The following is a 12,900-nucleotide window of genomic DNA, read 5'->3' as shown; positions in this document are numbered from 1 at the left end:
ATAACATAATGGACATCACCTCGTTTTCACTAGACCTTATTAAATACACCTTAGCTGGATGTATTGTTGTAGGCGTGGCTAATTGGATGTTTTGGCCTAAATATAACAACCATGTCTTTCGTGTCAAATCCTTTGACTTAAAGCGCATCACTAATAAGGAATTGCTGTCGTTGCGGTTGCAAGCATACGAGCGCATCGTGTTGTTGATTGAGCGTATCAATCCAGCAAACCTTCTGCTGCGTCTACATGAGCCGGGTTTAGCGGCTTCCGATTTCCAACAATTGCTAATCAATGAGATACGGGCTGAGTACCAGCATAATATTACGCAACAGCTTTACGTGAGCGACATTGCATGGGGTATTACCAGACAACTGAAAGATCAAACGGTTGCACTTATCCGCAATGCGGGTGGAGGATTGCCTGCGACGGCCAGTGCGAAGGACTTCAGCAATTTGCTGCTTTCGCATATTGCCGAGTTGGATGAGAATCCTTACGATCTTGCACTTAAAACCATCAAAAGTGAGTTAGGAGGTTGATTATTGTACCTAAGTTTATATCTTTGCGCAACTTTTTAACATTCAATTATTTGTGTCATAATGAGAAGAGACGAGACTATATTTAACCTAATCAATGAAGAGCTCAGGCGTCAGGAGGAAGGTATTGAACTTATTGCGTCGGAAAACTTTGTCAGTAAGCAGGTGATGGAAGCTGCCGGGTCGGTGCTTACCAATAAATATGCCGAGGGTTTGCCCGGAAAGCGGTACTACGGCGGCTGCGAAGTGGTTGATGAGGTGGAAACCATTGCCATTGAACGCGCTAAGGAGCTTTTCAACGCTGAATGGGTGAATGTGCAGCCACATTCAGGAGCCCAGGCCAATGCCGCTGTATTTTTGGCGCTGCTGCAGCCGGGTGACAAAATCTTAGGTTTCGATCTCTCCCATGGAGGACACCTTACCCACGGTGCTACCGTCAATTTCTCAGGTAAATTGTATCAGCCGTTGTTTTACGGTGTAGACAAAGAGACCGGATTGATAGACTATAAGCAGTTGGAAGAAATTGCCTTACAGGAAAAGCCCAAGGTGATTATCTGCGGTGCATCTGCCTATTCCCGTGATTGGGACTACGCTTTCATCCGCCGAGTGGCCGACGAAATCGGAGCGCTGGTAATGGCTGATATATCGCATCCTGCTGGACTGATTGCCCGCGGGCTGCTAAGTGATCCGCTGCCGCATTGCCATGTGGTCACTACAACTACGCATAAAACATTGCGTGGACCCCGTGGTGGGCTCATTATGGTAGGAAAGGATTTTGAGAATCCATGGGGAATCAAAACACCCAAGGGTGAAATTCGTAGCATTACTTCCCTGCTTGATTTGGCCGTGTTTCCCGGCACGCAGGGCGGCCCGCTGGAACATATTATCGCGGCCAAAGCCATCGCTTTTGGCGAAGCGCTGAGCGATGATTATATGGAATATATCGTCCAGGTGAAAAAAAATGCTGCTGCGTTAGCACAGATTTTTGTGGACAAGGGATACCATATCATTTCCGGGGGTACAGATAATCACTTGATGCTGATTGATCTTCGGAATAAGGGGATCAGCGGCAAGGCCGCCGAAGCCGCATTGGGTAAGGCAGGAATCACGATCAATAAAAACATGGTGCCATTTGACGATAAGTCGCCATTTGTGACCTCCGGCATTCGCTTGGGCACGGCGGCGATTACCTCACGGAAACTTAAGGAGCAGGAAATGCAGGAAATCGCTGAGATGATCGATGTGGCACTTATTAAACACGACGACGACAGTACGCTGGAGAAAATCCAAAACAAAGTAAAGGCGTTGATGGCAGAATATCCGTTGTATAAATAAATCAACTTTCTCGAATGACTGACTAAGGCTTTGCTAGCGTATGGGCAAGGCCTTTTTCGTTATAAGGCACCTGTCTATCCGCTGCCTGTTGTAAAGGAAAAACAATAAAAGCTTTGATTTTCTGAAAATTTTGTTTTTTTTTGACGTTAGTTAACGAGATCATTGATAGGAGAGCTGCTATAGGAATACGACTACAAGAAGGAATTACTAATTTATTGAAAATAGTAAAAAGCTAGCGTAGCGTATTATGAAGCTTGAACAACGAACCGACCAAGAGCTTATCCGGCTCTATGTATCAGGTAACGAGACCGGTCTGGAAATTTTGATAGACCGCTATAAATCTAAGATATATACTTCCATTTATTTGTTGGTGAAAGACGAATATTTAGCGGAAGATATTTTTCAGGATACATTTATCAAAGTCATCAACACCCTTAGGGGCGGCCGATATAACGAGGAAGGTAAATTCCTTCCTTGGGTGATGCGTATTGCACATAACCTGGTGATAGACCACTACCGCAAGGAACGTCGCACGCCGGTAGTGGTAAACAGTGATGGGTTTGATATTTTTGATGTACTCCACTTTGCCGACGAGAGCGCGGAAACGAGAATGATCCGCGAGCAAACTCACCGCGATTTAAGAAGGATGATACAACTCCTTCCCGATGACCAGAAAGAAGTGCTTATTATGCGTCATTATGGCGACATGAGCTTTAAGGAAATCGCTGATGTCACCGAAGTAAGCATCAACACCGCACTCGGCAGGATGCGGTATGCGCTCAATAACCTCCGTAAAATGATGTATGGCAAGGAGTTGGCGTTGAAAATTGGATAATAACGGGTCAGGCGAATAAACTTCCTTGCGTACCAAAGCGGGGCAGGCCAAGGAAGTTAAACTTTTTAACAGTCGAGTAACGGAGTGTTCCGGCCATGCGCCGCAATAATATCATGTTTTTAGCGCGGAACTTGTCGTGGTAATGCGTTCTTTTCCAGATCGGCCATATGGCGTCGTTCTGGGGTGGAGTGAGCTTCCGTGCGATGGTTACATGTGGCTTTGTCACGAAATATGGGGTCAACGCCTTTGATCCGTTTAACAACGGACGGAGCGCCTGCCGTTGCATCGCTACGAGCTGGCGTATCGGATCAGCTGACTTGACGTCTATATACAACGTATGACCGAAACTGCCGAAACCTTGCAACTCTACATCAAATGGTCGTATGGTGTCCGCAATTTGCTGCAGCCGTTGGATAATCCGCTGTTCGTAGCTTTCATATTGCAGAAAACGCATAAGGGTGATGTGGCCTTTCGAGACGATAGCGTTGTGATATCGGTGACTATTTACAAGATATCGTTTGAAAGCCTCTATGGCTTTTTGCGCGTGATCGGCCGGCTTGATAATTAACAGGTACTCATACAGCTGGTATGTGATAGCTTGTTGCGATACGGTAACCATATAACTAATATTTTTATCAAAGTTAAATAATGGATATTTAGCGTCCAAATCACCCCTGAATTTTTTACTAAAAATATTAACATTCCGGTTTGTGATACATGGGTGCGTATATGGACTGCAGTGCGTATCATATCGTCTATAAGGTTTTAAGTTAGTGGGAGTTTTGTGGGAGGAACATGCCCATAAATGCCAAAGCCCCCTCTAAGTGACTTAGAGAGGGCTTTCTGGCGGTCCGGACGGGACTCGAACCCGCGACCCCATGCGTGACAGGCATGTATTCTAACCAGCTGAACTACCGAACCTGCTTCCCGTTTGGGACTGCAAATATAGTGTGTTTTCTGTATTTGCAAACATTTTTTTAAAAATAATTATAGCGTTGCTCCTTCTTTCATTTTCTCGGCGTTTTCGGCAAATTGAAGCGCATCGATAACGTCTTGTATATCACCATCCATTACGGCAGGGAGGTTATACAGCGTTAGGCCGATACGGTGTTCGGTTACCCTGCCCTGCGGGTAGTTATATGTGCGGATCTTGGCTGAACGGTCGCCAGTGGAAACCATGGTCTTTCGTTTGGCAGCGATATCCCCGTGCTTTTTGGCTACTTCAAGTTCGTAAAGCTTCGACCGCAGCATTTCCATGGCAAGCTCCCGGTTAGCCAACTGCGAGCGCTCTACCTGACAGACCACCACGATGCCCGTAGGCTTATGGGTCAGCTGTACCTTGGTTTCCACCTTGTTTACATTTTGACCGCCTGCACCTCCTGACCTCGAAGTTTGCAGCTCGATGTCCGCAGGGTTGATTTCCACGTCGACTTCTTCCGCCTCAGGGAGCACGGCTACCGATGCAGCAGAGGTGTGTACTCGCCCCTGCGTTTCCGTATCGGGCACCCGCTGCACACGGTGAACGCCAGACTCGTATTTTAATTGACCGTATACATCTTCCCCGGTTACTTTCAAAATAACTTCTTTATAGCCGCCTGCGGTGCCCTCGGTCACGTCCAGCACTTCCGCACGCCACCCTTTCTGCTCAAAGTAACGCGTATACATGCGGTACAGATCGCCGGCAAACAGCGCCGCTTCATCGCCGCCTGTGCCACCACGGATTTCCAGGATGGCGTTTTTAGCATCTTCGGGATCTTTCGGGATGAGCATCAGGCGAATTTCCTCTTCTTTCGCCTCCTTCTGTTCCAGCAGAATGTCCAGTTCATCCTTTGCCATCTCACGCAATTCTTGGTCTTTCTCGTTGGCAAGGATGCCTTTGTTGGTTTCAATGTTGCTGACAATATTTTTGTAGATATGGTATTGCTCCACGATCTTACCAAGGTCTTTGTATTCTTTATTGAGCTGGGCGAACCGCTTCATATCACTGACGGCTTCAGGGCTACTCAGTTCACGCTCTACTTCATCCCAACGGTCTTTTATGGCTTTCAACTTTTCTAACATAATACGTTACATGTGAATTCGCGCTTTTTGTCTCCGTTTTCTGTGCTTTCCCAAGGGCGGAAGCAAAAACATAGAATGACAAACAGCGAACAACTGTTTGCAAAAATACGTTTTTTTACGGCTTTTATTGTGTTGAAAAATAAGGCGCCACCTTGCCTCTAGTAGGGCGAAACAACTTTCAGTCCAATAATGGAGCCGATAAGTGTTGTGATGAAGACCAGCCGCCAAAAAGTAGCAGGTTCCTTGAAGAATATAATTCCCACCAGCACCGTGCCTACAGCGCCTATACCTGTCCATACAGCATATGCAGTGCCGAGAGGGAGTGTCTGCGTGGCCCTCACCAGCAATACCATACTTATCGTCAGGCAGACTGCAAAACTCCCGTACCACCACATGGCTGCCACGCCCATGGTTGTCTTCGCTTTACCAAGGCTCGCCGTGAAGCCCACCTCAAACAATCCGGCGATGATTAGAATAATCCAATTCATGATATGCTTATGTTATTTATGTTAACCATTCTTTCAATCTCAACCTCTCGCCATCAAAGACCGCATAGGTGTTGTAATTTATCCACTCCCCAAGGTTGATATACTTACTGCCATGGGGAAGGTCCACTTCCAAAGGAAGATGGCGGTGTCCGAAAATAAAGTAGTCGTAATGTTGCTTTTCGAGAATGGACTTGGCATACACAACCAGCCATTCCTGATCTTCGCCCAGAAAAATTTCTTGTCCGCCAGAAGCAAGGCGGCTGTGGGCAGACCACCGCTGGGCAATGCTGATGCCGAGATTTGGATGCAGACGGGCAAACAGCCACTGGCATAGTCGACTCCGAAAAATTTTCTTCAACAGTTTATATTTCCTGTCACCTGGGCCTAAGCCGTCGCCATGATGAAGGTAGAACGTTTTTCCACCCCGTTCGATCGTCAGCTCATTGTCAACAATCACCGCGCTTAACTCGTCCTTTAAATAACTAAACATCCACATATCGTGATTGCCTTTGAAAAACGTGATCTTCACACCCAGATCGGCCAACTCGGCCAGCTTGCCGAGAAAGCGGATGTAGCCTTTGGGCACAACGGTGGCGTATTCGAACCAGAAATCGAATACATCGCCCATAAGGTAGAGCTCGTCAGCGTCGGCTTTGATACTGTCCAACCATTGGACTATTCGCGATTCCCGGCCGCGCGTCGTGGCAAGGGGATGCGCTCCTAAGTGGAAGTCAGAGGTGAAATAAATCTTATCGCGCATAGCTCTTTCGGCCAAACTTAGTTAAAATTGTAATCTTGTGCAATGGTACACAGGCTCGGCATCGGCTTAGGCCGTCGGTGTTATCTGTCTGCAAGCTGGAGCTTATATAAATGGTGATACAGCCCTTCACCTTTATCCATGAGCTCTTCATGGGTACCTGAAGCGACCACCTGCCCACATTCGACGACGACAATTCTGTTAGCTTCGCGGATGGTAGAAAGGCGATGGGCAATAATGACCGACGTCCGGTTTTTCATTAGTTCTTCCAGGGCTTGCTGTACTTGGCGCTCGGATTCGGAGTCCAAGGAGGAGGTTGCCTCATCTAAAATTAGAATGGCCGGGTCTTTAAGCAGCGCCCTCGCGATGGCAATACGTTGACGTTGTCCGCCGGACAATTTCACGCCGCGCTCACCCACCAGGGTGTCGTAGCCCTCGGGAAAGTCCATGATAAAATCATGTGCATTGGCGCGCTTGGCTGCCGTAATGATCTCTTCGGCCTCTGCGGTAAGCCGCCCATACGCAATGTTTTCACGGATAGTACCTCCAAAAAGCAGGACGTCTTGGGGCACGATGGCCACTTGGTTGCGAATGTCAGTAAGCGGGTAGCTGCTAGCTTCGCGACCATCAAACAGGACACGACCACTGTCGGGCTTGTAAAATCGCAACACAAGTGAAGCGATGGTTGACTTGCCAGTACCGCTCGGACCTACAATAGCAATCTTCTCACCCGCCAACGCCTCGAAAGACACATTTTTCAATACGGTAATCTCGCGCCGGGACGGATATGCGAAGCTGACATTTTCAAAGGCAATATGACCTTCAATGGGATTCTTGATGACCTTGTCTTCCTCAAGCAACCCTACATCTTCCTGTTGCTCATCAAGAATTTCGATGACGCGCTCACTGGCTCCTATTGCCTTCTGGATATTAGCGTACAGTTCGGGAAAACTTCCCATGGAACCAGCTACAAATATGGAGTATAAAATGTAAGTGGTCAGATCTCCTACGGAAATATCGCCCAAAGCCACAAGCGCTGACCCGTACCAGATTACGGCCACCACAGCACCAAATAGGCAAAAAATGATAAACGAGGCGAAGACGCCACGGTAAGTAGCCCCCTTGACGGCAATTTTGACGACCGATTGAAGCGCACGGGAATAACGGGCGGCTTCATACGCTTCGTTGACAAATGCTTTGACATTGCTGATGCCCTGTAGCGTCTCCTGAACCACCGTGTTAGATTCGGCGAGTTTGTCTTGGGCCTTGCGCGATAGCTTACGGATAAACCTGCCGAAAACCACTGCGATGATCACTAATACGGGTAATATGCTTAGGTTAAGCAAAGTTAGCTTGCCGGAAACGACAAAAAGCAAGCATACGCCGCCCGTAAGCAAGACCACTTGCCGAATGGTTTCGGCCAGCGTAGTCGTCATCGTGTCCTGTATCTGTGAAAGGTCGGCAGACAGGCGACTGTTAAGTTCCCCGACACGCCGGTTTGCAAAAAAATCCAGTGGTAAGGTTATCAGGTTGTAATAGGAATCGCGGCGGATATCTGCAAGGGATTTTTCTGCCACTTCCACGAACAGCCGTATCCGGAAAAAAGACACCAGCGACTGTACAAACAGGATGATAAATGAAATGATGCCAATGCTGCGGATATCTGCCGGAAGCCAGCTGTAACTCTGTTTGCCTTGGGCGGCGTCAATCATGGCTCCGAGCAAAGCCGGAAAGGTAAGCGCGGTTAGACTCGACAAGAATAGGAATACCATACCCACGATGAACTTCGTACGATAAGGACGTAAGTATACCAAAAGTTTAATTGCTTTTCTGAGTGTTGCCTTGGTGAGTTTCGGTTTGGGTAGATCCTTCGATGGCGTATCCCCACTGTTTAGCCGTTGTCTTGCCATGTCCTATATTAATGCTATAGGGGCAAAAGTATTGATAATAACCTTATTGCATATCACGCTTTCGTCAATTTTTGACGGCTTACTAAAATGTAAACCGTTGCCCCTCCAAAAGCTAGTCCAAATAGCACAGCGAGCCCTTTATTTAATTGATTGGCTTTTTCCAAGGCATTTAAATCACTCCTTAACCGCTCCTGCTCGCGTTGCAGTTTACTGATCGTTTTGATATAGCCGTTGATGCGTACATCAAACTCAGATGCCTGATCTGCGATCTGGGATTTTTCAAATTCTTTATAGTCAAGCAGGGCTTTGGTCTCCTTGAAGATATAATTGTCCGTAAGGACAATCTGTTTTAGGATGTCGATGGACGCCTGCATATCTTTCTTGGTCTTCAGCCCAAAGATACCCGTGCGCTTGTTGAGACTTTCATCAAATTGGCCGAAGCGCATGCTTCGCTGCGTCAACAGCTCATTTACCTTCTGTCGCTGCTTTTCGTACCCTGTAGTATCGGGGCTGGGTTGGGCCATAGGTTGGACGGATGAACATAGGAAGAACCAACCTGTTAAAACAATATATGTAGGGCAGTTATATGAAAACTTGAGAGGTCGCATGGGACCGATCTTTCAAAAAGCGGACCAAGATTAGATAGCCGATTGTTGAAAAAGGGCTATTTCTTGAACTCCACTCGGATGATATCACCCTTGCCTAGCCCAAGTAAGCCGCTCGCATTCCCTTTGTTGATAGCAATTTCTAGGTAATTACTGATGCCAAACAAGCAGAGCTTTTCGCCTTCCGGCACCTCGTTGTAATGCCAGCTCAGTTGGTCGATCGTTTCATTTCGCCTGAAATATACGACGAAATCTCTTCCCTGCTGCACTTTGTTGAACAGCTCTTTACTGATGTTGCTGATGACATTGCCAAACGAGTCGATGAATACAACACTGCCACGCAGACTGTCTTTTTCGACAACCGGTTGGACAAGGGTACGGTCTACCACGGTATTCACAGGGTCTCCAATCTCACGAAGCTCCCCACCACTGGCAATATGGCAGGCTGCTTTCGCAAAAATATCAGTTAGTGGAAAATGCAGGTATTTCAAGTCTTGGATAATATTCAATTCGACAATCGCTGCGGGAGGACCATCTAAAATCAGTGAAAAAATACCATTGTCTGCACCGACGAAATAATGGCCATTGAATTGCACGGCAAGGTAGCGAGCATTTTCATTAAATACTGAGTCGATCCCGATGAGATGAACGGTTTTCTCGGGAAAATAAGCGTAGGCATTTTTGAGTACAAACGCGGCGTATTGAATGTCAAACGGAGGAATCTCGTGCGAAATATCTACCAAGCGCACAGCAGGAAACTGGCTGATGATGCTGCCTTTGAGCGCAGCCTGGTAAAAATCTTTGTGCCCTAAATCAGTCGTTAAGGTAATAATACCCATGCCCGCATAGTTGAATCGAATCCTGCAAACTTAGATAAACTTGGTATTATATCCAATTATTCAGGAACAGTCGGTGTCGGAGTTTTTTTATTTCAGCGATACGAATTCCAATTTATCGTTATCTTTGAAGGCGGCTGGTGATTTAGGCTTAGGCTGCAGGCAGGTGACTCAGCACGCCATACCTGCGGCTCAAAGTGTATAGCCATAGCATTAAGCAAACTAGGGAAACGAATTGAACGAATTGAATATCACGCTGGAATATGTGAATCCCGCCGTGTTGTGGGGCGCACAAAATGAACACTTTGAGGTGTTCAAAAAGCAATTTCCGAAACTGAAGATTGTTGCCAGGGGAAACGAGGTAAAAGTATTAGGTGATGAACAAGAAATTTCATTGTTCAGGCAACAGTTTGATAAGGTGGTTGCCCACGTTGAAAAATACAACAATCTGACTGCAGGCGATGTGGAAAACATGCTAGGCGCTGCGGCAACGGAGGCTTCAAAACGGCAAGAAAAGGAGTCGGCAACTAGCGGAGGCGGCGGAGAGCCCATTGTTTTTGGTCCTAACGGCATCGTTGTCAAAGCGCGTACGGCTAATCAGCGCCGGATGGTCGAGAGCATTGTCAAAAACGACATCATATTTGCAATCGGGCCTGCGGGAACGGGAAAAACTTATACGGCCGTAGCGTTGGCTGTCCGCGCGTTGCGCAATAAGGAGGTCCGGCGCATTATCCTGACACGCCCTGCCGTAGAGGCAGGTGAGAATTTGGGCTTTTTGCCGGGCGACCTTAAAGAGAAGGTAGACCCATACCTGAGGCCGCTTTACGATGCGCTTGACGATATGATTCCTGCTGAAAAGCTTAAATTTTTTTTGGAAAACCGCACCATTGAAGTGGCACCTTTGGCTTTCATGCGTGGCCGTACGCTTGACAACTGTTTCGTCATACTCGATGAAGCACAGAATGCTACTGATATGCAGATGAAGATGTTTCTTACCCGGATGGGGCCTACCGCCAAGTTTATCGTCACAGGCGATGTGACCCAAATTGACCTGCCCAAGAAACAACAATCGGGATTGCATACCGCCTTAAAGCTGCTAGAAGGTATTGAAGGCATTGACATTATTCACCTTAGCGGTGGGGATGTGGTGCGGCACAAACTGGTGAAGCGGATATTGAAGGCGTATGGGGATATTTAAAAAAATGAACACGATAAAGGAAACGAATTTTCATTTTGAAGGCCAAACTACCTTTTACCGGGGTAAGGTGCGGGATGTCTATACCATTAATGACAAGTACCTTGCTATGGTTGCAACTGATCGCATATCAGCATTTGATGTTGTGCTCCCCAGAGCGATTCCCCATAAGGGGCAGGTGTTAAACCAGATTGCCGCAAAATTTCTAAAGGCCACCGAAGACATTGTTCCTAATTGGGTGATTTCTGTGCCAGACCCAAGCGTCACAATTGGCCGCCTATGCCAACCGTTTAAGGTGGAAATGGTCATCCGAGGATATCTCTCAGGGCATGCATGGCGTGAATACTCCGCAGGTAGGCGTCAAATCTGTGGGGAGTCCCTGCCAGATGGGTTGCGGGAGAACGACCGGTTGCCGGCGCCCATTATCACGCCCACGACCAAAGCAGCGGTAGGGCACGATGAGGATATCTCACGTGCCGACATCTTGCGGCACGGACTTGTGTCCGAAGCCGACTACGTGCAATTGGAACGCTATACTAAGGCACTGTTTGGACGAGGCACTGAGCTAGCTGCTGATCGGGGACTGGTTCTTGTGGATACCAAGTATGAGTTTGGAAAGCTTGACGGAAAAATTTACCTCATTGATGAGATCCATACGCCGGATTCGTCACGCTATTTTTATGCTGACAGTTATGCGCAATTGCAGCGTGAGGGCAAGCAGCAACGGCAACTATCAAAAGAATTTGTGCGGAAATGGTTGATCGAAAACGGATATCAGGGAAAAGAAGGTCAAAAAATTCCGGAAATGACGGATGAAATCGTATCTTCGATTTCTGAAAGGTACATTGAACTTTTCGAACACATCACCGGAGAGCGGTTCCGTGATCCAGGAGATATAGATATATTGGACCGCGTAAAGCGCAACATAGATGCCGCGCTCCAAGATTTAGGGCATAAAAAGTGATATCGATAACATTATGGAACATGAGCCGGAAGTGCGACTTTGTGAACGCGCAGCTCATGTGGGCATTTAAGTGTAATTTGAGATGAAATTTACGATAGACAAACATGAAAAATATGTAATTATCCAACCCCATGTGGAGGTGTTGGATGGCGATTCGGCTCCAAAGATCAAGGCGGAGTTTCTGTTGCGAAACAGCGGCGGGCAACGCAATATAGTGTTCGACCTGTCACAGGTTAAGGAAGCTGATTCCTCCGGTTTACGTATCGGCTTATTAGCCCACCGCTTATGCAAGGCGGCGGGAGGCATATTTATCTTAGCCTGCGCAAATCAGCAGATTAAAAATCTGATCGCCATGTGCAAACTGGAAGGGGTGTTGACCGTTGCGCCGAACACGGCTGATGCGGAGGACCTAATATTTTCTAAAGAACTCGAAAAAGAGTTGAGGGGTGCTGTAGAAGAGGGATGAAGTTCGAGGTATTGGTATTAGGAAGCAGTTCTGCTACCCCGATATATGGTCGGCACCCGACTTCACAGCTTGTTAATGTTAATGAGCAATTGTACATGGTGGATTGCGGTGAGGGCACACAAGTGCAGTTGATAAAATTCGGAATCAAAAGTAATCGCATCAAGCATATTTTTATCAGTCATCTTCATGGCGACCATTACCTGGGCCTGATTGGCCTGATTTCATCTATGCATTTGATCGGGCGAAAGGACGAGTTGCACGTCTATGGCCCCCCTCCGTTGAAAGAGATTATTGAAATGCATTTTTTGCATTCCCAAACCGTATTGCGGTACCCGCTCCACCTGCACGCTACTCAGGACAAAGAAGTGGAGCTCATTTTTGAAAATGAAAATCTTCAGGTAACCAGCTTCCCTCTTGATCACCGCATAGCTTGCACAGGGTTCCGATTTGATGAGAAAAAGAGGTTGCCTGCTATTGACAAGGAAAGGGCAACAGCCATTGGGATACCGAATGATTATCTTTCGCTAATAAAACGCGGACACGATTATGCGGCGCCTGACGGGACGGTACATCGTTGGCAGGAGCTAACCATTTCTTCGCCTGACCCGCGTAGCTATGCCTATTGCTCCGATACTATGCGAACCGAAGGTTACCTGCCCTATATCCAACACGTAGACTTGTTGTATCATGAAGCGACCTTTCTCCACGAGATGCTTTCAAGGGCTATGGAAACTTACCATACCACAGCGCTGCAGGCTGGACAAATAGCAGCCGAGGTGCGTGCGAAAAAATTGCTTATTGGGCATTACTCTGCAAGATATAAAGATTTGAAACCGCTGCTTGCGGAATGCAGATCGGTATTCACGGAAACGCAGCTGGCATCGGAAGGAAGCTGGTACACCGTATAAAGTTAGT

The 12,900-nt window shown here is 47.3% G+C and carries 14 protein-coding genes and 1 tRNA gene; 7 read left to right on the top strand and 8 right to left on the bottom strand.

All coding sequences use genetic code 11. The features are described 5' to 3' along the window. Positions 1-8 precede the first annotated feature (8 nt). From ACFOET_RS12000 to ACFOET_RS11990, 3 genes are all read left to right on the top strand, one after another. Positions 9-536, top strand: a complete 528-nt coding sequence (locus tag ACFOET_RS12000) for a DUF7935 family protein (protein ID WP_379022922.1) — start codon at positions 9-11, stop codon at positions 534-536. Positions 537-596: 60 nt separating this feature from the next. Then, positions 597-1,868, top strand: a complete 1,272-nt coding sequence (glyA, locus tag ACFOET_RS11995; protein ID WP_379022920.1) for a serine hydroxymethyltransferase — start codon at positions 597-599, stop codon at positions 1,866-1,868. 247 nt (positions 1,869-2,115) lie between these two features. Beyond that, entirely contained in the window at positions 2,116-2,703 is a 588-nt protein-coding gene (locus ACFOET_RS11990) for an RNA polymerase sigma factor (protein ID WP_379022918.1), read from the top strand. Between the two features lie 7 nt (positions 2,704-2,710). Here ACFOET_RS11990 and ACFOET_RS11985 read toward each other — a convergent pair whose 3' ends face one another. The 8 genes from ACFOET_RS11985 to ACFOET_RS11950 form a co-directional block, all read right to left on the bottom strand. After that, entirely contained in the window at positions 2,711-3,322 is a 612-nt protein-coding gene (locus ACFOET_RS11985; RefSeq protein ID WP_379022916.1) for a 2'-5' RNA ligase family protein, read from the bottom strand. Positions 3,323-3,547: 225 nt separating this feature from the next. Continuing rightward, positions 3,548-3,624 (bottom strand) — tRNA-Asp (locus tag ACFOET_RS11980). A gap of 66 nt (positions 3,625-3,690) precedes the next feature. Continuing rightward, the gene (gene prfA, locus ACFOET_RS11975; protein ID WP_379022914.1) at positions 3,691-4,764 is read right to left on the bottom strand and encodes a peptide chain release factor 1; all 1,074 of its coding nucleotides are present in this window, start codon (positions 4,762-4,764) and stop codon (positions 3,691-3,693) included. A 158-nt stretch (positions 4,765-4,922) separates the two neighbouring features. Further along, entirely contained in the window at positions 4,923-5,252 is a 330-nt protein-coding gene (locus ACFOET_RS11970; protein ID WP_379022912.1) for a DMT family transporter, read from the bottom strand. Between the two features lie 16 nt (positions 5,253-5,268). Next, on the bottom strand, positions 5,269-6,012 hold the full coding sequence (locus ACFOET_RS11965) for a UDP-2,3-diacylglucosamine diphosphatase (protein ID WP_379022910.1): 744 nt from the start codon (positions 6,010-6,012) through the stop codon (positions 5,269-5,271). Between the two features lie 80 nt (positions 6,013-6,092). Next, entirely contained in the window at positions 6,093-7,919 is a 1,827-nt protein-coding gene (locus tag ACFOET_RS11960) for an ABC transporter ATP-binding protein (RefSeq protein ID WP_379022908.1), read from the bottom strand. A gap of 53 nt (positions 7,920-7,972) precedes the next feature. Continuing rightward, complete coding sequence (locus tag ACFOET_RS11955; protein ID WP_379022906.1) at positions 7,973-8,443, bottom strand: hypothetical protein; 471 nt, start codon at positions 8,441-8,443, stop codon at positions 7,973-7,975. 140 nt (positions 8,444-8,583) lie between these two features. Next, positions 8,584-9,363 (bottom strand): SAM hydrolase/SAM-dependent halogenase family protein, encoded by a 780-nt coding sequence (locus ACFOET_RS11950; RefSeq protein WP_379022904.1) that lies wholly within the window; start codon positions 9,361-9,363, stop codon positions 8,584-8,586. A 232-nt stretch (positions 9,364-9,595) separates the two neighbouring features. On the opposite strand from ACFOET_RS11950, the gene ACFOET_RS11945 reads away from it, so the two are divergent. From ACFOET_RS11945 to ACFOET_RS11930, 4 genes are all read left to right on the top strand, one after another. Beyond that, complete coding sequence (locus ACFOET_RS11945; RefSeq protein ID WP_379022902.1) at positions 9,596-10,558, top strand: PhoH family protein; 963 nt, start codon at positions 9,596-9,598, stop codon at positions 10,556-10,558. A 4-nt stretch (positions 10,559-10,562) separates the two neighbouring features. Beyond that, positions 10,563-11,519 carry a phosphoribosylaminoimidazolesuccinocarboxamide synthase gene (locus ACFOET_RS11940; RefSeq protein WP_379022900.1) on the top strand — a complete coding sequence of 319 codons (957 nt, stop codon included), beginning with the start codon at positions 10,563-10,565 and terminating at the stop codon, positions 11,517-11,519. A gap of 82 nt (positions 11,520-11,601) precedes the next feature. Continuing rightward, on the top strand, positions 11,602-11,985 hold the full coding sequence (locus ACFOET_RS11935) for an STAS domain-containing protein (RefSeq protein ID WP_379022898.1): 384 nt from the start codon (positions 11,602-11,604) through the stop codon (positions 11,983-11,985). Further along, the gene (locus ACFOET_RS11930) at positions 11,982-12,893 is read left to right on the top strand and encodes a ribonuclease Z (protein WP_379022896.1); all 912 of its coding nucleotides are present in this window, start codon (positions 11,982-11,984) and stop codon (positions 12,891-12,893) included. Before ACFOET_RS11935 ends, ACFOET_RS11930 begins: the two co-directional genes overlap by 4 nt. Positions 12,894-12,900: the final 7 nt, after the last annotated feature.

Origin of the sequence: Parapedobacter deserti (assembly GCF_042646065.1) — a bacterium.
GTDB classification, from domain to species: domain Bacteria; phylum Bacteroidota; class Bacteroidia; order Sphingobacteriales; family Sphingobacteriaceae; genus Parapedobacter; species Parapedobacter deserti.
Note: the sequence above shows the minus strand (reverse complement) of the source record. Positions and strands in the feature narration are given on the sequence as shown.